This window comes from Streptomyces sp. NPDC107517 (assembly GCF_055582645.1).
The window spans coordinates 582,207-601,038 of record NZ_JBVJPM010000003.1 but is presented as its reverse complement, the minus strand read 5'-3'; the positions used below and the strand labels follow the sequence as shown (position 1 = coordinate 601,038).

Here is an 18,832-nt window from a genome sequence, read left to right as displayed (position 1 = left end):
GGGCATCGTCAGCCGGATGGGCGAGCGGTCACTCGATGGAATGGCTTTGGGTAGAGGTGGATGACATTCAGGCCCCTGATCCGCTTCGGATCAAGGGCCTGAGGTCCACGCAGGTGAGGCTTGCGGTCAGGCCTCCGCGGCCGCCTTCGCCGCGATGTCGGTGCGGTGCTGCGAGCCGTCGAGGCCGATCCGCGAGACCGCCGCGTACGCGCGCTCGCGGGCCTGCGTGAGGTCCGAGCCCGTCGCGGTCACGGAGAGCACACGGCCACCGGCGCTGACGACGGCGTCCCCGTCCCGCTTCGTCCCGGCGTGCAGGACGTACGCGTGGGGCGCGTCCTGCGCGGCCACGTCGGCGAGCCCGGTGATGGGGTCGCCGGTGCGCGGTGTCTCCGGGTAGTTGTGGGAGGCCACGACGACGGTCACGGCCGCCTCGTCGCTCCAGCGCAGGGGCGGCAGGTCCTCGAGCGTGCCGTCGGCCGAGGCGAGGAGGACGCCGGCGAGCGGGGTCTTCAGGCGGGCCAGGACGACCTGGGTCTCCGGGTCGCCGAACCGGGCGTTGAACTCGATGACCCGTACACCGCGCGAGGTGATCGCGAGTCCCGCGTACAGCAGGCCGGAGAAGGCCGTGCCGCGGCGGCGCAGTTCGTCGACGGTCGGTTGGAGGACCGTCTCCATGACCTCGTCGACGAGCTTCGGGTCGGCCCACGGGAGCGGCGAATAGGCACCCATGCCGCCGGTGTTGGGGCCCGCGTCGCCGTCGAGCGCGCGCTTGAAGTCCTGCGCGGGCTGGAGCGGGACGACGGTCACGCCGTCGGTGATCGCGAAGAGCGAGACCTCGGGGCCGTCGAGGAACTCCTCGATGACGACGCGGTCGCAGGCGTTGGCATGCGCGCGGGCGGCCTCGAGGTCGTCCGTCACGACGACGCCCTTGCCGGCCGCGAGCCCGTCGTCCTTGACGACGTACGGGGCCCCGAAGGCGTCGAGCGCCTCGTCGACCTCGGCCGGGGTGGTGCACACGTACGAGCGGGCGGTCGGCACGCCGGCCCCCGCCATCACGTCCTTGGCGAACGCCTTGGAGCCTTCCAGCTGCGCGGCTTCCCCGGAGGGGCCGAAGCAGGGGATGCCCGCGGCGCGTACGGCGTCGGCGACCCCTGCGACAAGGGGTGCCTCCGGGCCGACCACGACGAGGTCCGCGGCCAGCTCACCGGCCAGCCGGGCCACGGCAGCGCCGTCGAGGGCGTCGACCGGGAGCAGCTCGGCGACCTCGGCGATTCCTGCGTTGCCGGGCGCGCAGTACAGCGCGGTGACGTCGGGGTCGAGGGACAGTGAGCGGCACAGGGCGTGTTCGCGGGCGCCGCTGCCGATGACGAGGACCTTCACGCCAGCCAGCATAGGCGGCGGGCCGGTGTGCTCTTGTACGGGCCGCCGAGAGCGGGGGCGGCGGGGGTTCGTGCGTTTCTCCATGGAACGGGGTGACGGGGGCCGGTCCGAGGGCTTTGCCGGGGCCAGAGCCGCAGGGCAGTGGCTGCGCTGCGTGGCCCGTGCTGTCCGGTCCCCGCTACGAGGCCGCCTACTCGTTCGTGAATTCCTCGACGACCGTCGCCCCGAGCTCGCGGACGATCAGGTCGTGGCCGGAGAGGACCCCCGACTCGTCGAGGTCGGCGTCGTCGTCTGCCGGGATGTCGTCCTCGATGGAGACCGGGGGCGGCTCCGGGGCCGCCGGTCTCGGCGCGGGGGCCGGGGCGGATGCCTGAGGCCCGGACCGGTCCGGGGGGCGCGGCGCGGCAGGGGCCTGCGCCTGAGGGGCCGGCGGGCGCGGCGGAGCGGGGGCCGCGGGGGCACCACCGCCGCTCTGGCCCGCGTAGCCACCGCCCTGGCCCGGATAACCGCCGCCCGGAGCGGGGGGCGGAGCCTGGCCACCACCGCCGCCGCCCGAGGGGTCGACGACCGCCTCGACCTTCCAGTGGACGCCGAACTGCTCGGCCAGTGCCGTCCGCAGGACCTCTTCGCTGCCGCTGCTCGCGAAGTTGTCCCGCGCTCCGGCGTTCAGGAAGCCGAGCTGGAGGGTCGTGCCGTCGAAGCCGGTCACCTGCGCGTTCTGGCTGAGCAGGATCCAGGTGAAGCGGCGCTTGTTCTTGACCACTTCGAGGATGTTCGGCCACAGGCTGCGCGGGTCGAGCCCACCGGCTGCGGGCGGTGCCGCGGCGGGGGGCTGAGCGGGGGCCTGCGGCTGGGGCTGGGCAGGGGGCGGCGTGGGAGCCGCGGCGGAGGGCTGGCCCCCACCGGTGCCTCCGCCGGTGGGCGCGGCCGTGGGCCAGCCGCCGGGGCGCCTGCCGCCACCGGCGGGGGCGGCCGTGGGCCACGCGCCGGGTGCGGCCCCGGCGGGCGGCGCCGAGGGCGCGGGTTCTGCCGGAGCAACGGGGGCGGCCGGCGGCGCGGACACCTGAGGAGCAGGAGCAGGAGCCGATGCAGCGGCCGGGGCAGGAGCGGGCGCTGGAGCAACCGGCGCAGGCGCCGCTTCCCCGCCCGGTCCCGGCCCCCGCACCGCGGCCCGGGCAGCGGCAGGGCCGCCCCCCGCGGGGACCTGCGCGGCCGCACCGGGGTGGGCGTCGGGCGACGGCACGTATCCCATGGCCGGGCCGGAGCCCTGTCCCGCGGGTACGAAGTGGCCGCCGCGCTCCAGGCGCTCGAGCCGGGCCATCACGGAGCGGGCGTCGTCGTACGCGGCGGGCAGCAGCACGCGCGCGCAGATCAGCTCGAGCTGGAGGCGGGGCGAGGTGGCGCCCCGCATCTCCGTGAGCCCCTCGTTGACCAGGTCGGCGGCGCGGCTGAGCTCGGCGCCGCCGAAGACTGTGGCCTGGGCCTGCATCCGCTCGACGACGTCGACAGGAGCGTCGATGAGGCCCTTCTCGGCCGCGTCCGGGACGGCGGCGAGGATCACCAGGTCCCGAAGCCGCTCCAGGAGGTCGGCGACGAACCGGCGCGGGTCGTTGCCCCCCTCGATGACGCGGTCGACGACCTCGAAGGCGGCGGCGCCGTCACCCGAGGCGAAGGCCTCGACGACGGAGTCGAGCAGCGAACCGTCCGTGTACCCGAGGAGGGACGTCGCCATGGCATACGTCACACCGTCCTCGGCCGCGGCGGCGAGCAGCTGGTCCATGACGGACATGGAGTCACGCACGGAACCGGCGCCGGCCCGCACGACCAGCGGCAGGACACCCTCCGCGACGGGGATGTCCTCCTTGCCGCAGACCTCTCCGAGATAGTCCCGGAGCGTCCCGGGCGGCACGAGGCGGAAGGGGTAGTGGTGCGTACGCGACCGGATGGTCCCGATGACCTTCTCGGGCTCCGTGGTGGCGAAGATGAACTTGAGGTGCTCCGGGGGCTCCTCGACGACCTTCAGAAGGGCGTTGAACCCCGCCGACGTGACCATGTGGGCCTCGTCGATGATGTAGATCTTGTAGCGGCTGCTCGCGGGACCGAAGAAGGCCTTTTCTCGCAGGTCACGGGCGTCGTCGACACCACCGTGCGAAGCGGCGTCGATCTCGATGACGTCGATCGAACCCGGCCCGTTCCTCGCCAGGTCGCGGCAGGACTGACACTCGCCGCACGGCGTCGGTGTGGGCCCCTGCTCGCAGTTCAGGCACCGCGCGAGAATGCGCGCGCTCGTCGTCTTGCCGCAGCCGCGCGGGCCACTGAACAGGTACGCGTGATTGACCCGGTTGTTCCGCAGCGCCTGCTGCAGCGGGTCGGTCACATGTTCCTGCCCGATGACCTCGGCGAACGACTCCGGGCGATAGCGGCGGTAGAGCGCGAGAGACGACACGTATACGAGGTTATAGGCGCCCACTGACAACCATGGCCGCCGCTGACGACCCCGGCTGTCGTGACAACCGCCACTGGCGCCGACCCCATGGCCCCGGGGGCGAGCCGCCCCCGGAACGCAAGACGCCCCTCACGCACCCGCCAGAGCCGACCTACCCTTGCTGCCTTCCGGCCCTGGGGGAGTTCAGTCAGATAGCGCCACGTGAGGGGCTGAGCTCCACAGTAGCGGATGCCCGGCCGGAATCACGAGCCCGGTCCCCTGACCGATCCCCACCCCCGGATCATGTTCGCGAGCACCCCCCAACGTCTTGTATTGTTTGCGGCGGAGGATTCGCCTAGTGGCCTAGGGCGCACGCTTGGAAAGCGTGTTGGGGGCAACCCCTCACGAGTTCGAATCTCGTATCCTCCGCCATTGCTCTCACCGGGCAATACGTCGAAGGGCCCCACCGCTTGCGGTGGGGCCCTTCGACGTTCTGTGGTTGCGTAGCCGGCTACGCGACTGGGAGGTCCTCACATGACCAGTAAGTTCACCGAGCTTGCGATCGACTGTGCCGATCCCGACGCTCTCGCCCGGTTCTGGTGTTCCGTCCTCGGCTACGAGGTGCACGAGAGGGAGGACGGGCTTGTCATCATCGGCTCCCCCGAGGTGCCCGAGGGCAAGGACCGCCTCGGCCCGGTGCCCCCGGCGCTCACCTTCGCGCGCGTACCCGAGGGCAAGGCCGTCAAGAACAGGCTCCACATCGACGTCAACCCGACCGACAGGGAGCAGGACGAAGAGGTCCGTCGCCTGCTCGACCTGGGTGCCCGGCACGTCGACGTCGGGCAGGGCGATGTGAGCTGGGTCCCACTTACCGACCCGGAGGGGAACGAGTTCTGCGTCCTTGCGGGCCGCCGCCCCTGACCGGAGCGCGTGCGTCGTTTCCCGGCTCAGGGTTCGTCGGGGTTGGCGACGGTGAGTTGTGCGGCCTCGGTGATGCTTTCGGGGCGCACGGCGCGGGCCATCGCGGCGCGGGCCGCTTCGGGCTCCGATTCGGGAGGCACGACCAGGAGGACGAAGAGGTCCTCGTCGTCGCGGGTGAGGAGGGCTGTGCCGTCGCCGACCTCGTGGGCGTCGAGATGCACGACCCGGTCGTCGATGATCAGGCGGGTGGGGAGCTCTTCCCAGGCGTCGGAGTCGAGGCCGACGCGCGTGATGGGGCCCAGATGCGAGGTCAGCTCCGCGACCAGGGCGGGCAGTTCGGCCGTGACGTCATGGGACCGGGGCCACCACGCGCCGTCGAGGAGCCCTTCGCGGGACTGGGTGGTCTCCAGCCTCAGCGGGGCCGTTCCGGGTTCCGCCTCCTGATGGGGGGCGTTCGTCAGAAGCACTGGGGGCTGGTGGGGGGTGTCGGATTCAGCCATGGTGGTTCGCCCGCCTCGGTCGTACGGCCGACGCCCACCGAGTGGCCGTGCCGATGTCGGGGCGTGCGTCGACCGGCGCGATGCCGTCGTAGCTTTACGGTAACCCCGGGGGCCGCGCCCACGCTCGCCGCGGCGGGCCGCGGGCTGCCGCGGCCCGCGTTACGGTTAAAGCAGTGGAAAGCGGGAGGTGACGGCCATGGAGGCGATCATCCTCATCGGCGCCATCGTCCTCGTGACCCTCATGGGAATGCGCCTCATCCACCGGATCAACGCCCGGCACGACGCACGCATCGCCTCGCACACCTTCAGCGATCCCCTGCCGGGTGTCGGCAGACGGAGCCGCAAGAACCACCGGCGGATCCCCGAAGACACGTCCGGCCCGGTCGACCGCGGCTGACGGGGACCACGCACGTCCTCATTCGTCCCGCCGTGGTGCCAGGTGTCCCACCACTTCCGTCAGGTCGCTGACCGCCTGTTCGATCTTCCGGCGGACGCTCTTCTGCTCGGTGACGATCGCCGCGAGCAGGAGGGCGGTGAGCGCGGCGGAGCCGTTGAGAGCCTGGAGGTTGACCATGACCTCGAAGAGGGTGTGATCGGCGAACGGGCCGACGTGGTCGGTGGCCGCGGAGATCCCCAGCACGGACACGAACAGCACGCACGGCGCCGCCCCGGCGAGCTGGAAGCGCAGCGCCGCCCACGTGAGCAGCGGGAAGACGAGGAAGAGCAGGGCGAGCGGGCTTCTCGTGGCCAGGGGGGTGATGACGGCCGCGGTGACCAGCAGGGCCGTCGCCTCCGGCCAGCGGCGGGTGTTCCAGGGGGGCCGGGCCCTGCTCAGCGCGATCAGCAGCGGGGTGCCGACGAGTACGCCCATGGCGTCACCGGCCCACCACGCCGCCCACACCGGCCAGAACGCGCTCCAGTCCAGACTGCCGCTGAGCGCCAGCACGCACGTGCCCACGGTGGCGCTCAGCAGTATCGGCAGCAGTCCGCCGAGGAAGACCAGTGCGACCCCGTCCCGCAGCCGGTCCAGCGCGAGGCGGAAGCCCGCCTTGCGCAGCAGCACGTAGGCGCACATCGGTGCGAGGGTGTTCGCGGCGACGATCGCGAGGTCGGAGAGGCGGAACGGGTTGATCGAGTCGATGAGCAGGAAGGCACCGAGCGCGATGCCCGGCCAGATCCGCGGGCCCATCCAGAGCAGGCAGGTGACGGCGACGCCCGTCGGGAGCCAGAGCGGGGTGACGACCGCGCCTTCGAGGGCGATCCGCTGCCACAGACCGAGCCGTCCGGTCGCGTAGTAGCCGGCGGCGACGGCGAGGATCCTCAGCAAGGCCTCGGAGAGGCGTCGGAGTTCCTCGGTGGGCACCACTGGATCACACAATCACTCCCGTCCCGTGGCGGAGCGTGACACGCGCTGCCACGGGCCCGCTGTCACCCGGGCAGGACGGGTGGCGGGTCGTGGCACAGGACGAGTACCGCGGAGTCGTCCTGGTGGCCGGTGCAGTCGGCGACCTCCATCACCGCGGCGGCGAGTTCCGCGGGGTCGGCGCCTGCGTCGGCCGCAACGACCCGGGCCACGCGCTCCAGGCCCGCCTCGATCGGGAACGAGGGCCCTTCGACCACGCCGTCGGTGACCAGGACGTACGCCCCCGCCGTCGAGAGGCGGTGCCGGGTGACCGGGTACTCGGACCCGGGCAGCATGCCGAGCGGCAGCCCGCCCTCGTCCGCCGAGATGCCGTACCGGCCGTCGACCGTGGCCCAGATGGCGGGGACGTGGCCCGCGCGGGCGGACTCGAGGACCCAGGTCGTCGGGTCGAAGCGGATGAAGCTGCAGGTGGCGAAGAGTTCGTGGCGCATCGACAGCAGCAGGTCGTTGGCCTGGGCGAGCGCCTCGCCCGGGTCCGGGGCGAAGGCGGCCACGGCGCGCAGCGCAATGCGGATCTGCCCCATGAAGGCGGCGGCCTCGACGTCGTGGCCCTGGACGTCCCCGATGGAGAACCCGAGGGTGCCGTCAGGGGTGGCGAACCCGTCGTACCAGTCGCCGCCGATGTCCAGGCCGTGGCGGGCCGGCGAGTAGCAGGCGGCGGTCCGCAGTCCCGGCAGGGCGGGCAGCGAGACGGGGAGCATTTCGTGCTGGAGGGCTTCCGCCAGTTCGACCCGGGCGTGCTGGAGTTCGGCCCCTGCGCGCGCCTGTGCGGCAAGGCGGCCGAGCCTGGTCAGCAGGTCGTCGGCGCTCTCGGGCTGGCTGGGACGACGCTGCGTCATGGACCGCTCCGAATACGGAAAACCCCGGCTTCATCATATTTGCGTGGCGTCCCCACCGCCGCTCAGCTTCTGGACCTCGCCGTACGTAGGTGCCGCGGGGGCCACGTCGCGGCCCGCCCGTACGTCGAGCGCAGCAGTGACCGCGGCGCCCAGGGCCGCGCGGAACAGGAGCGAGCCGAGGCTGACCCGGCGCACGCCCAGGGCGGCGAGCTCGGGGACGGTGGGGCCCGTGGGGGAGTAGAGGATGTTGAGGGGGATGCCGGACGGGCTCAGGTGCGCCACCAGTGCGGTGATCGCGGCCGGGTCGGTCAGGCCCGGTACGAAGACTCCGTCGGCGCCCGCCTGCCGGTAGGCGTCGAGCCGGCGGCGGGTCTCCGGTTCCGGCGCGGTCCGCGGGTCCGGGAGCCAGTACGTGTCCGTGCGGGCGTTGACGAACAGGTCCGGTACGGCGGCCTTGACCGCGGCGATCTTCGCCGCGTGGACGGGGGCCGGGGTGAGGGTGCCGTCGGCCCTGCCGTCCTCCAGATTGATCCCCACCGCGCCCGCCCGCGCCAGCTCACGGGCGAGGCCGGCGACCTCGGCCGGGTCGTCGCCGAACCCGCCCTCCGCGTCCACGGACAGCAGGAACGTGCCCCCGCCCAGGCGGCGGGCCAGGCGCAGGGTCTCCTCGCGGGTGGCCGCGGCGCCGTCGGGCAGCCCGGCCGCGGCGGCCACGCCGAGGCTCGTCGTACCGATCGCGGTGAACCCCTGCCCGGCGAGCGCGGCGGCGGAGGCGTGGTCCCAGGCGTTGGGGAGAAGGAGGGGGCCGCCGGGGTCGTGGTGCAGGGCTCTGAAGGCTTCGCAGGCGGGCTGGTTCATCGGGAGGTCGTCCCTTCGAGGGGGCCGGCCGCGAGGGCCACGCCTGCGGCGGGCGCCGCGGGCGAGACGGCCGGGACCGGGAGCGGAACGAGGCAGGGGTCCGCCGGCGCCCGGCGCACGTCCTCGTACCGGTTGAACCGGTGTCGCTGTGTCATGCGGCGCACGCTAGGCGCGGAACCGTTCGGCGCCGGCCGAAGCGTCCGGGAGCGGCGGGCGTCCCTCAGTCGTTGACCGCCGTAAGGAGTACCGCCGCGTCCGTGACCGCGCGCAGCCCGTGCCGTTCCTGCGGGAGCGCGTGGAGCCGGCCCTCCGTGAGCGTCACGTCGCCCGAGGCCGCCGTCAGTACGACCTCGCCCCTCAGCACCTGGAGCGTCGCGGCGGGCGGCGCGTTGTGCTCCTCCAGAAGTTCGCCCGCCGTCAGGGCGATCACGCTCTGCCGGAGGGTCTCCTCGCGGAGCAGGAGGTGCGCGCTGCGGCCGTGGGGGGAGGTCCGCGCGGCGGCGACGTGCTTGTCGGCGAGAGCGTTCAGGTCGTACGTCGTGGTCATGCTTCCAGCGTCCCCCGGGGACCCGGCCCCCGCCACAGGCACGAGCCGCCGCCACACGTGAAGCCCCTACTTCCCGCAGTGCTCCGCCACCATGTCCGCGAAGGCCCTCGCCAGTGGGGTCAGCGTGGACCAGCGCCGGACCGCCCAGCCGACCGCGAGCGGCGGCAGGTCCGGTACGGGGACGAGGACCGGGCCGCCCGCGCGGGCGGGGTCCCGCCAGCCGGGCAGTTCGGGGACGAGCGCGTGGCCGAGGCCCAGTTCGGCGAGGTGCACGGCGGTGGCCCAGTCGGCGACGCCCGCGTCCGACCCGGCCGGCCTGACGATCCCGAGCCCGGTGAAGTGCCGGTCGAGGTGGGAGCGCGACGTGGACTGTTCGGGCGGTCTGATGAGGTGGGCGGCGGCCAGGTCACCGGGGCCGATCCGCGTCCGGCCGGCCAGCGGGTCGTCGGGGCGCACCGCGAGGACCCAGGGGAGTTCGACGACGGGGCGCTGCTCGACGCCGCGTTCCGGCGCGCCGATGGTGACCCACGCGAGGTCGAGGTCGTGCGCGGCGAGCGCCTCGTAGGCACGGTGGCTGGAGCTGACCGTCTGGAATTCCAGGCTCGCCCGGGGGTGGCGGCGCCGGAAGCCGACGATGGCCCCGGACATGAAGTGGCGCACGGTCGTCGCGCCCGTGGTGACGCGCACCGCGCCGCTCTCGCCGCGGGCCAGGTCGCGCAGGCGGCGCAGCGCGACATCGATGCCGCCGATGCCCTCGGCGGCCGCGGTCTGCAGGATGCGCCCGGCGGGGGTCGGCAGGACACCGCGCGCGTGCCGTTCGAGGAGGCTGACGCCCACCTCCCGTTCGAGGCGCCGGATGTGCTGGCTCACCGCCGACTGCGTGCAGGAGAGGTCGCGGGCGACGGCGCTGAGGCTGCCCGCCGCGCACACGGCGACGTAGACACGGAGATCGTCGAGGGTCACGGCGCCAACGTAGCCATTCGGGCACACCCAAGCCACACCTTGGACCTTGCCAAGAAATTGCGAGGATTGACTTGGGTGTCGGCCTCCGAAACGATCTCGGACGTGGATGCACTTGAAGCAGTGGCCGTCGGAGCGGCCGGTGTCGCCGCCGGCGCGATCAACGCGGTGGTCGGCTCCGGAACGCTCATCACCTTCCCTACGCTCCTCGCGTTCGGCTATCCGCCGGTGCTCGCCAACGTGTCGAACAACATCGGCCTCGTGCCGGGTGTGCTCAGCGCCGCGTACGGCTACCGGCGCGAACTGAGGGGGCAGAAGAAGCGGCTGCTCCGGTTCGGTACGGCCTCGCTGATCGGCGGGATCACGGGCGCGCTCCTGCTGCTGAAGCTGCCGGCCGACGCGTTCACCTCGGTGGTGCCCGTCCTCATCCTGACCGCCTGCGTCCTGGTCGTGCTCCAGCCCCGGCTCAGCCGCTGGTCGAAGAAGCGCCAGGCCGCGGCGGCGCGCGCCGACGGCGGCGTCCCGATGTGGTTCGGGGTGCTCGGGACGGGCGTCTACGGCGGCTACTTCGGCGCCGCGCAGGGCGTGCTGCTCATGGGCATGTTCGGCAGCTTCATCCACGACGACCTCCAGCGCCTCAACGCGGCGAAGAACGTCCTGGCCTCGATCGTGAACGGGGTGGCGGCGGTGATCTTCATCGCCGTCGCCGACGTCGACTGGGTCGCGGCCGCGGTGATCGCCGTCGGCTCCACGCTGGGCGGCCTGGCCGGCGCGAAGTTCGGCCGCAGGCTGCCCCCGGCGGCCCTTCGCGCGGTGATCGTCGTGGTCGGCGTCACCGCCTCGGTGATCATGCTCGTACGGGGCTGAGCCCGCGGGCCGTCAGCGCTTGAGGAACGCGATCCGGGCGCGCTTCTCCGGGAGGAACACCTCCGGCAGGTCGATCTCCGGGAGCACGATCTCGGGGCCGAGTTCGAAGCCCGCGCGCTCCAGGAGCGCGACCGCCTTCGCGTTGCGCGCGTCGGGCTCGACCACGATCCGCCGCTTGCCGTGCCCTTCGAGCGCGTACGCGACGAGGACGGTCATGAGCGCTGCGGTGAAGCCGCTGACGGCGCCGTCCGTGGCCGGGGCGATCAGGAAGTGCACGCCGATGTCGCCGTCCTCGACCTCGTAGCACTCGCTGACCCGGTCGGCCTCGGGCTCGTACGTCTGGAACAGCGCGACGGGTTCGCCGTCGAGGCGGACGAGGTGGGCGTGGTGCGTGGTGAGCGAGTCGAGGTGCTCGTACGTCTCGCGCACCTGCTCGCGGCTCGCGCCCTCCATGCCCCAGAACCGGGCGCGTTCCTCGCGTACCCAGCCGTGGAGCACGTCGAGGTCGGCGGCGGGGTCGACCGGGCTGACGCGGACGGTCCCGAATCCTTCGACGGTCTGCTCGTACACGCGGTGCTCCTTCTGACGAGAGTGGTCTTCTCTGGTGAGGCGGGTCCAGTCCGTGACCACGGGGACCAGTTCGCCCCGCAGCCACAGGGGGAGCTGGTCGCGGCGGTGCGCGGAGCCGGGGATTCCGCAGGCGCCGAGCGGAACGACCCACAGGCTGTTCGCGCGGTCGGCGACGTCCCACACATAGCGGGCGGCCGGGCCGCGGGCGCTGAGGTCGGTGACGCCGGGGACGCTCGACGTGGACAGGACGCAGTCGTGGTCGCCGGGCAGGCCCGGGCCGGCCTCGTCGCCGTCAGAAAGCGCCCGCCAGGCGGCGAGCCGGTGCCGGTCGCCCCAGGTCTCCCCGGCCGCCGTGGCCCCGGCGGCTTCCTCGACCGCCTCGCGGACGACCGTCTCCCGGTCCACCTCAGGGAATCGGCCGGTCGTCAGCAGCGTCTCCAGCGCGTACGCGATGCGCGGCGCGAGGGCCAGCCACGGCCGGAAGACCTCCGGGTACGCCTCCTCCATCCCCGTGAGGGGCGCGAACGCGGGGTGCGCGGCCAGCTTCCGTACGACCGCGGCCCGCACCCGCGCGTACGCGGCGGCGTCCGCGCTGTCCGCGTCCATGTGCCGGTCCCAGGCGAGCAGCCGTTTCCTCAGTGCCGCCGCTTCGGGGGTGAGTCCGGCGAGGCGGGCCACCAGGTCGAGCAGCGGGCGGGCGGAGGCGAGGCGGGTGTCGGTGTGGACGGTGGCCATGCCGGGCGCCGTCCACACCTCCCGTGCGTCGAGCAACTCCCGTATGCGGTCGGCCCGGTGCGACGGCGCGAACTCGATGCCGAGGGGCGCGGCCAGGCCCCGCTGGTTCGCCATGACCGCGACGGTGCCGACCGGCTCGCGGGGCAGTGCGCGCAGGCCGCGCCAGGCGTGCCGGGGCTCGTGGGCGGGGACGACGCGGAGCAGGTTCTCGGGGTCGCGCTCGGGCACGGCGCCCGCGACGCGGTGCAGGAGACCGCCCTCGGTGTCGGCGGCCTGGACGACGTTGACGGGCTCGGCCCAGCGGTCGAAGGCCCGGTCCACGTCGGCGACGGTGCGGGCGCGGAGCAGGGCGGGCAGCGCGGCGAAGCCCAGGTCCTCGCGTACGCGCGGTGGCTGGCGCAGCGCGATGCCCTCGCCCTCGTCGGGTCCGCCGACGACGACCGTCCCGCGTTCGGTCTCGACCACCTCGACCTCCTGCGGCCGCCCGCCCGCCACCTCGAAGGTCTCCACGCTGCGCGACGCGGGCCGCCACCCGTCGGGCCCGAACGCCTCCACGCCGCCGTCCGGGAGCCGCCGCAGCCGCTCGCGGTACAGGTCCTGGTAGTCCGCCATCGCGTTGGTGATCGCCCAGGCGACGGTGCCGGTGTGGCCGAAGTGGCCGATGCCGGGCACGCCGGGGACGGCGAGGCCCACGACGTCGTACTCCGGGCAGGCGAGCCGTATCTGCTGGTAGACGCCCGGGTCCTCGATGTAGCGGTGCGGGTCGCCGGCGATCAGGGGGCCGCCGCCGACGGTGCGGTCGCCGGTGACGAGCCAGCCGTTGCTGCCGGAGGTGCCGGGGCCGTCCGTGGCGAAGAGGCCGACGGCTGCGGGCCCGACGCGGCGTACGACCTCGTCGCGCCAGAGCTTGCCGGGCAAGCCGGTGAACAGGATGTGCGTGGACAGCCAGATGCCGAGGGGGGTCCAGGGCTTCCAGGGGCCCGGTTCGAGACCGGCGCGGGCGAACTCCGGTGCGGCGCCGCCGAGTTCTCGCAGTCCGGCGTCGACGCCGGCGACGTACGCGTCGAGCCAGCCGCGCGTCTCCTCGTCGAGCGCGCGGTAGCAGCGCCGGGCCGTGTCGTCGATACGGGCCTGCCGGGCGAACCGGTCCCAGCCGGCGGCCTCCTGGCCGAGGAAAGCGGCGGAGGTACCCTGCGAGCGGTGCCGCTCGACCTCGATCTGCCAGGCCCGGTCGGCGGCGGCGTTGCGCCCCTGGGCGTGGGCCAGTTCCCGCGCGCTGTCGGCACGGAGGTGAGGTATGCCCCAATCGTCCCGGTAGACCTCGACGCTCACGCTTTCCTCGCCCCGCCTTCACCCGCCTTACAGATTAGGGCAGCCTAACCTAAGTCGGAAAGGGGTGCGCCCCGGCCCACGCCGCGCGATCATCGACACATGGACGTCACTCTTCACCTCGCCCAGGAGCCGGACGCCGACGCGCTCCTCGGCCGCAGCCCCCTGGCCGCGCTCGTCGGCATGCTGCTCGACCAGCAGGTACCGATGGAGTGGGCGTTCGCGGGCCCGCACACGATCGCCCAGCGCCTGGGCACCGACGATCTCGACGCGCACGAGATCGCCTCCTACAACCCCGAGGCCTTCGCCGAGCTGCTGTCCACCAAGCCGGCCGTGCACCGCTACCCCGGCTCGATGGCCAAGCGGATCCAGCAGCTGTGCCAGTACCTCGTCGAGCACTACGACGGGGACGCGAGCGCCCTCTGGGAGGGCGTCAAGGACGGCGGGGAGCTGCTCAAGCACCTCAACGACCTGCCCGGCTTCGGCACGCAGAAGGCCCAGATCTTCCTGGCCCTGCTCGGCAAGCAGCTCGGGGTGCGCCCCAAGGGCTGGCGCGAGGCCGCGGGCGCGTACGGCGAGGCGAAGTCCTTCCGGTCGGTCGCCGACATCACGGGACCCGAGTCGCTCACGAAGGTGCGCGCGCACAAGCAGGAGATGAAGGCGGCGGCGAAGGCGGCCAAGGCCGCGGGGAAGTAGGACCCGAAGCAGGTCGCGCCGCGCGTCAGCACACGCCGCGTCCCGTAGCCCATGAGGGCGGATCTCGTCCGCGTTGATCGTTTTCGGGGTGCCACCGGGGGACATTTACATCCATGAGCACGCGCGCCTCCCCAGCGGGCGCGGGCCGCCGCACCGCGCGACGGCCCGCGTGGGCCCGGACGTTGCTCGTCCTCCTCACCCTGCTCGGCACGGCGTTCGCGTCCACGGTCCCGTGCGCCGGGGCCGCGCCCGCGCACACCGCGTCCTCCTCCACCGAACCCGGCGAGCTCCACCAGGACGCCCCCGACACCGCACTGCGCCTGCCGACGGGGCACGCCACTCGCCTCCCCGCCGAACGCGCCACCCACGTGCTCCCCGCGCGCCCTTCCGCGCCACCCGCGCGCCCCCGTGCGCCCCGCGCCACCCTCAACTCCCTGAACGCCCTGCGCTGCGTCGTCCTGCGCTGCTGACAGTCCGGCTCCGCCCTCCCGGCGGACCGAGCCTGCACACCCCCCACGCACGACAAGGACGACACCCTCATGCCCATCGACCCTTACGCGGTCCTGCGCGCCCTCCTGTGCGCCGAAGCGGTACGCGACGGTCGCGCCGTACGCCCCGCACGCGAGACCCCGAAGCCCACGCCCCCGACCGACGACAAGGCACAGGACACGAACCCGCAGGACCGCACCTGAGCCGCCCGCACAACAAAGGTCCCGGCCCCGCACCCGCGGGACCGGGACCACTGAGTCCGCTACCTCCGCCGCGTCCCGAACAGCGACCGCGAGATCTCCCGCCCCAACTGCGTACCGACCGACCGGGCAAGCGACTTGAAGATCCCGCTGCCCACCACCTGCTCCACGACCGACGCGTCCTCCTCGGGCTTCCCACGCCCCCCAGAACCCCGCGCCGCCGCCTTCTCCGCCTTCGCCGCCTTCTCTGCCTTCTCTGCCTTCTCTGCCTGCGCCTCGGCGTCCTTGCGCGCCTGCGTCTCGGCCTCCTGGGCCGTCAGCTTCTCGTACGCGGACTCACGGTCGACGGCGTTCGCGTAGCGCGCGTACAGGACCGACTCCTTCACGGCCTTGTCGAGGGCGGCCGCGTCCATGGGCCCCATCAGCGACTCGGGCGCCCGCAGCCGGGTCGCGGCGACCGGCGTCGGCGCACCCTTCTCGCTCAGCACGGTGACCACGGCCTCACCCGTACCGAGCGAGGTCAGCAGCTCCTCGAGGTCGTACGCGGAGCGGGGGAACGTCTTGACGGTCGCGTTCAGCGCCTTCTGGTCGTCGGGCGTGAAGGCGCGCAGCGCGTGCTGGACCCGGTTGCCGAGCTGGGAGAGGACGTCGGACGGCACGTCTTTCGGCGTCTGTGTCACAAAGAACACGCCCACGCCCTTGGACCGGATCAGCCGCACGGTCTGCGTGATCGCCTCCAGGAACGCCTTCGACGCACCGCTGAAGAGCAGATGCGCCTCGTCGAAGAAGAAGACCAGCTTCGGCTTCTCCACATCGCCGACCTCGGGAAGGTCCTGGAAGAGATCGGCGAGCAGCCACATCAGGAACGTCGAGAAGAGATGCGGTTTGTCCTGCACGGCGGGCAGTTCCAGTACGGAGACCACGCCGCGGCCGTCCGGGGCCGTACGCAGCAGCTCACTGCTGTCGAACTCGGGCTCACCGAAGAAGTCGCCCATGCCCTGCTGCTCGAACGCGGTCAGGGAGCGCAGGATCACGCCCGCCGTCGCCGTGGAGAGCCCGCCGATGGTCTTCAGCTCCTGCTTGCCCTCGTCGGAGGTGAGGAACGTGACGACCGCGCGCAGGTCCTTGAGGTCGACGAGTTCGAGGCCCTTCCGGTCCGCGTAATGGAAGATCAGGCCGAGCGACTGCTCCTGCGTCTGGTTGAGCTGGAGGCACTTGGAGAGCAGGATCGGGCCGAAGCCGGTGATGGTGGCCCGCAGGGGGATGCCGGGGCCGATGCCGCCGAGCGCGTAGAACTCGCTCGGAAAGCCGGTCGCCCGCCACTCCTGACCGACCTCGGCCGACCGCTGCACCACCCTGTGGGCCGGCTCGCCCGCGGCCGAGATGCCGGAGACGTCGCCCTTGATGTCGGCGAGGAAGACGGGGACGCCCTGCGCGGCCAGCTGCTCGGCGATGAGCTGGAGCGTCTTGGTCTTGCCGGTGCCGGTGGCGCCCGCGACGAGGCCGTGCCGGTTGAGCATCCCCAGCGGAATCCGGATCTGCGCGTCCGGCAGGCACTGGCCGTCCCACACGAGCGCGCCGAGGTCGAGGGCGGGCCCGGCGAAGGCGTACCCGGCGGCGATCTCCAGGGCGGGGGCGGGGAGAGCGGGGGCCGTGGTGACGGGCTCGGGGGCGGTGGTCCCGGCCGGGGAGGCCTCGCCCGTCCCGCCCGGGGATGCGGAAGCGGCAGTTCCGGGCGTCAACCCGGCGACCGCGTCTACCCCCGATGAAGGCTTCGCATTCGCCCGCCCGGCCGGGATCGGCTCACTGTCACTCATTTCTCGCCCCTGTCCCCGGATTGAGTGTTCCCGGTTTGCCCATGTTTAGGACGTCATTTCCCAGAGTCGCACTCCGTCTCCATGGCTGCGCCCGGAGAGCCGGGCCCGGTAGGCTTTCCGTGTGATCTTCAAGCGCATCGGAAACGGCCGGCCGTACCCCGACCACGGCCGGGAAAGCACCCGGCAGTGGGCGGACGTCGCGCCGCGCCCGGTCCGCCTCGATCAGCTCGTGACGACCAAGGGCCAGCTCGACCTCGAGACGCTCCTCGCCGAGGACTCGACGTTCTACGGCGACCTCTTCGCGCACGTCGTGAAGTGGCAGGGCGACCTGTACCTCGAGGACGGTCTGCACCGCGCCGTGCGCGCCGCGCTCCAGCAGCGCCAGGTGCTGCACGCCCGCGTCCTCGAACTGGGCTGACCCGCGGGCCGCGCGCCCGCGTTGACCCTTTCGGGTAGTCCCCGGCGTGGGCCAATGATCATTTAGTAGGAATCACCGCCGGGGCGCACTACGCTGCGCCCATGAGCATGCTCACTCCCCCCGGCATGGGCGGCAAGTACCGCATCACGGGAGACAAGTATCCGCGTATGCGCCGGAACCGCGGGCGCAGCAGGATCGTGCTCGCCGTCGTCGCCTCCGTCGTGGCGGTCGGCCTGATCGGCTGGGGCACTCTGCAGCTGATCGACGTCTTCACCGGCGGCGGTGACAAGGCCTCGGCCGCGGGAGCCACCGGCGACTGCCGGACGAAGACCTCGGCGTCGCCCTCGGCGAGCCCGAAGACCCTGCCGAAGCCCGGCCAGGTCACGGTCAACGTCTTCAACGCCACGCCCCGCAGCGGCCTCGCCAAACAGACGGCGGACGAGCTGAAGAAACGTGGCTTCGCCATCGGCGACGTGGGCAACGCGACGAAGGCGTACGACAAGAAGGTCAAGGGCCCCGGGCTGCTGCTCGGCGCCAGGGCCGCCACCGACGCGGCGCTGCCGGTCCTCGGCACGCAGCTCGCCGGCGCCGAGCTGAAGACCGACACCCGCGCCAAGCCGGCCGAGGTCGACCTGATCATCGGCACCGCGTTCAAGCAGCTCACGACGAAGGCGGACGCCGACAAGGCCCTGGCCGCGCTGGCCAAGCCCTCACCGACGTCCGCCACGTCGAAGAAGCACTGCTGAACCGAACCGAAGTGACGCCGATCCCTTACGGGGTGGCTACTCGGCCGCCCCGTACATCCGGTCGCCCGCGTCGCCGAGGCCCGGGACGATGTACCCGTTCTCGTTGAGCCGCTCGTCGACCGAGGCCGTCACGACCGTCACCGGCGTACCGGCGAGCTCGCGCTCCATGATCTCCACGCCCTCGGGGGCGGCGAGCAGCACCACGGCCGTCACGTCGTCCGCGCCGCGCTTGATCAGCTCCTGGATCGCCGCGACGAGCGTGCCGCCGGTGGCCAGCATCGGGTCGAGGACGTAGACCTGCCGCCCGGAGAGGTCGTCGGGCATGCGCGTCGCGTACGTGGACGCCTGGAGCGTCTCCTCGTCGCGCACCATGCCGAGGAAGCCCACCTCGGCGGTCGGCAGCAGCCGCACCATGCCGTCCAGCATGCCGAGACCGGCCCGCAGGATCGGCACGACCAGGGGCCGCGGGTAGGAGAGCTTCACGCCGGTCGTGCCCGAGACGGGGGTCTCGATGTCGACCAGTTCGGTGCGCACATCCCTGGTGGCCTCGTACGCGAGCAGGGTGACCAGCTCGTCGGCGAGGCGCCGGAAGGTCGGGGAGTCGGTGCGCTTGTCGCGCAGCGTGGTGAGTTTGTGCGCCACCAGCGGGTGGTCGACGACGTGGATCCGCATGTCCTCAACAGTAACCGGGTCCGGGGCGCCCTCGCGCTGGCATCAAACCCGCCATCGGAGGGAAAGCCGGAAGGACCGACCTGGGTGGTGCGCCCGTGCCGGATCGGGGCCGGCACGACCGGGGACAGGACCCGGAGCCACAGGACGCCGAGGACGGGCGCAGACGGCGCCGAGCCCAGTTCCTGCGGGAACTCGCGGCGGCGCGCGGGCCGCGCGACCGGGTCCGGCCACGCCGTGCCGGGGCGGCACGAATGCGGCGGCAGATGCGCATGCGCACGTTCCGCTCGTGACGCCGCGCGAACACAGCGGGCCGAAGACCTCTCCTGAAGCGATGGTTTCTGCCACGATTCCGATTGGGCGGGGCTCGGAACTGCACACCCCGCCTCCCGAGTCCGCCGGGGGGAACTCCAACCGGCACACCTGAGACCAGTGGGAGAGTC

At 72.8% G+C, this 18,832-nt stretch carries 20 protein-coding genes, 1 tRNA gene and 1 other RNA gene; 9 read left to right on the top strand and 13 right to left on the bottom strand.

The features are described 5' to 3' along the window. Positions 1 to 126 precede the first annotated feature (126 nt). The 3 genes from purD to ffs form a co-directional block, all read right to left on the bottom strand. Positions 127 to 1,380: a phosphoribosylamine--glycine ligase gene (gene purD, locus ACZ67T_RS10535; protein ID WP_469983012.1), complete on the bottom strand. Its 1,254-nt coding sequence runs from the start codon at positions 1,378 to 1,380 to the stop codon at positions 127 to 129. Positions 1,381 to 1,570: 190 nt separating this feature from the next. Continuing rightward, complete coding sequence (locus ACZ67T_RS10530) at positions 1,571 to 3,826, bottom strand: DNA polymerase III subunit gamma and tau (RefSeq protein ID WP_469983010.1); 2,256 nt, start codon at positions 3,824 to 3,826, stop codon at positions 1,571 to 1,573. Positions 3,827 to 3,944: 118 nt separating this feature from the next. Further along, positions 3,945 to 4,039, bottom strand: an RNA gene (gene ffs, locus ACZ67T_RS10525) — signal recognition particle sRNA small type. 110 nt (positions 4,040 to 4,149) lie between these two features. On the opposite strand from ffs, the gene ACZ67T_RS10520 reads away from it, so the two are divergent. Continuing rightward, positions 4,150 to 4,237: transfer RNA gene (locus ACZ67T_RS10520), tRNA-Ser, on the top strand. Positions 4,238 to 4,339: 102 nt separating this feature from the next. Next, positions 4,340 to 4,726 carry a VOC family protein gene (locus ACZ67T_RS10515; protein ID WP_469983008.1) on the top strand — a complete coding sequence of 129 codons (387 nt, stop codon included), beginning with the start codon at positions 4,340 to 4,342 and terminating at the stop codon, positions 4,724 to 4,726. 26 nt (positions 4,727 to 4,752) lie between these two features. Here ACZ67T_RS10515 and ACZ67T_RS10510 read toward each other — a convergent pair whose 3' ends face one another. Then, positions 4,753 to 5,226: a DUF5994 family protein gene (locus tag ACZ67T_RS10510; RefSeq protein ID WP_469983006.1), complete on the bottom strand. Its 474-nt coding sequence runs from the start codon at positions 5,224 to 5,226 to the stop codon at positions 4,753 to 4,755. Between the two features lie 196 nt (positions 5,227 to 5,422). On the opposite strand from ACZ67T_RS10510, the gene ACZ67T_RS10505 reads away from it, so the two are divergent. After that, the gene (locus tag ACZ67T_RS10505; protein WP_469983004.1) at positions 5,423 to 5,623 is read left to right on the top strand and encodes a hypothetical protein; all 201 of its coding nucleotides are present in this window, start codon (positions 5,423 to 5,425) and stop codon (positions 5,621 to 5,623) included. Between the two features lie 18 nt (positions 5,624 to 5,641). Here the strand turns inward: ACZ67T_RS10505 and ACZ67T_RS10500 are convergent, their stop codons facing one another. From ACZ67T_RS10500 to ACZ67T_RS10475, 6 genes are all read right to left on the bottom strand, one after another. After that, complete coding sequence (locus ACZ67T_RS10500) at positions 5,642 to 6,592, bottom strand: MASE1 domain-containing protein (RefSeq protein WP_469983003.1); 951 nt, start codon at positions 6,590 to 6,592, stop codon at positions 5,642 to 5,644. A gap of 62 nt (positions 6,593 to 6,654) precedes the next feature. Then, complete coding sequence (locus ACZ67T_RS10495; protein ID WP_469983001.1) at positions 6,655 to 7,488, bottom strand: PP2C family protein-serine/threonine phosphatase; 834 nt, start codon at positions 7,486 to 7,488, stop codon at positions 6,655 to 6,657. A 33-nt stretch (positions 7,489 to 7,521) separates the two neighbouring features. Then, positions 7,522 to 8,346, bottom strand: coding sequence for an isocitrate lyase/PEP mutase family protein (locus ACZ67T_RS10490; protein WP_469983000.1), 825 nt, complete (start codon positions 8,344 to 8,346; stop codon positions 7,522 to 7,524). Continuing rightward, positions 8,343 to 8,501, bottom strand: coding sequence for a hypothetical protein (locus tag ACZ67T_RS10485; RefSeq protein WP_469982998.1), 159 nt, complete (start codon positions 8,499 to 8,501; stop codon positions 8,343 to 8,345). Before ACZ67T_RS10485 ends, ACZ67T_RS10490 begins: the two co-directional genes overlap by 4 nt. 65 nt (positions 8,502 to 8,566) lie before the next feature. Further along, positions 8,567 to 8,893: a cupin domain-containing protein gene (locus tag ACZ67T_RS10480; protein WP_469982997.1), complete on the bottom strand. Its 327-nt coding sequence runs from the start codon at positions 8,891 to 8,893 to the stop codon at positions 8,567 to 8,569. Between the two features lie 66 nt (positions 8,894 to 8,959). After that, complete coding sequence (locus tag ACZ67T_RS10475) at positions 8,960 to 9,856, bottom strand: LysR family transcriptional regulator (RefSeq protein ID WP_469982996.1); 897 nt, start codon at positions 9,854 to 9,856, stop codon at positions 8,960 to 8,962. Between the two features lie 102 nt (positions 9,857 to 9,958). Here ACZ67T_RS10475 and ACZ67T_RS10470 point away from each other — a divergent pair, with 102 nt between their 5' ends. Further along, positions 9,959 to 10,720: a sulfite exporter TauE/SafE family protein gene (locus tag ACZ67T_RS10470; protein WP_469982994.1), complete on the top strand. Its 762-nt coding sequence runs from the start codon at positions 9,959 to 9,961 to the stop codon at positions 10,718 to 10,720. A 12-nt stretch (positions 10,721 to 10,732) separates the two neighbouring features. Here the strand turns inward: ACZ67T_RS10470 and ACZ67T_RS10465 are convergent, their stop codons facing one another. Continuing rightward, the gene (locus tag ACZ67T_RS10465) at positions 10,733 to 13,357 is read right to left on the bottom strand and encodes a GNAT family N-acetyltransferase (RefSeq protein WP_469982993.1); all 2,625 of its coding nucleotides are present in this window, start codon (positions 13,355 to 13,357) and stop codon (positions 10,733 to 10,735) included. 99 nt (positions 13,358 to 13,456) lie between these two features. Here ACZ67T_RS10465 and ACZ67T_RS10460 point away from each other — a divergent pair, with 99 nt between their 5' ends. The 3 genes from ACZ67T_RS10460 to ACZ67T_RS10450 all read left to right on the top strand — a co-directional run bounded on the left by ACZ67T_RS10460 (position 13,457) and on the right by ACZ67T_RS10450 (position 14,742). Continuing rightward, entirely contained in the window at positions 13,457 to 14,050 is a 594-nt protein-coding gene (locus tag ACZ67T_RS10460; RefSeq protein ID WP_469982991.1) for an HhH-GPD-type base excision DNA repair protein, read from the top strand. Between the two features lie 113 nt (positions 14,051 to 14,163). Then, positions 14,164 to 14,520, top strand: coding sequence for a hypothetical protein (locus ACZ67T_RS10455; RefSeq protein WP_469982989.1), 357 nt, complete (start codon positions 14,164 to 14,166; stop codon positions 14,518 to 14,520). Between the two features lie 69 nt (positions 14,521 to 14,589). Beyond that, the gene (locus ACZ67T_RS10450) at positions 14,590 to 14,742 is read left to right on the top strand and encodes a hypothetical protein (protein ID WP_469982987.1); all 153 of its coding nucleotides are present in this window, start codon (positions 14,590 to 14,592) and stop codon (positions 14,740 to 14,742) included. A gap of 59 nt (positions 14,743 to 14,801) precedes the next feature. Here ACZ67T_RS10450 and ACZ67T_RS10445 read toward each other — a convergent pair whose 3' ends face one another. Beyond that, the gene (locus tag ACZ67T_RS10445; protein WP_469982986.1) at positions 14,802 to 16,556 is read right to left on the bottom strand and encodes a helicase HerA-like domain-containing protein; all 1,755 of its coding nucleotides are present in this window, start codon (positions 16,554 to 16,556) and stop codon (positions 14,802 to 14,804) included. Between the two features lie 121 nt (positions 16,557 to 16,677). On the opposite strand from ACZ67T_RS10445, the gene ACZ67T_RS10440 reads away from it, so the two are divergent. Continuing rightward, on the top strand, positions 16,678 to 16,974 hold the full coding sequence (locus tag ACZ67T_RS10440) for a type II toxin-antitoxin system VapB family antitoxin (protein WP_003955420.1): 297 nt from the start codon (positions 16,678 to 16,680) through the stop codon (positions 16,972 to 16,974). 101 nt (positions 16,975 to 17,075) lie between these two features. After that, the gene (locus ACZ67T_RS10435; RefSeq protein WP_469982984.1) at positions 17,076 to 17,720 is read left to right on the top strand and encodes a LytR C-terminal domain-containing protein; all 645 of its coding nucleotides are present in this window, start codon (positions 17,076 to 17,078) and stop codon (positions 17,718 to 17,720) included. Positions 17,721 to 17,756: 36 nt separating this feature from the next. Here the strand turns inward: ACZ67T_RS10435 and upp are convergent, their stop codons facing one another. Continuing rightward, positions 17,757 to 18,392: a uracil phosphoribosyltransferase gene (gene upp, locus ACZ67T_RS10430; RefSeq protein WP_100599118.1), complete on the bottom strand. Its 636-nt coding sequence runs from the start codon at positions 18,390 to 18,392 to the stop codon at positions 17,757 to 17,759. Positions 18,393 to 18,832: the final 440 nt, after the last annotated feature.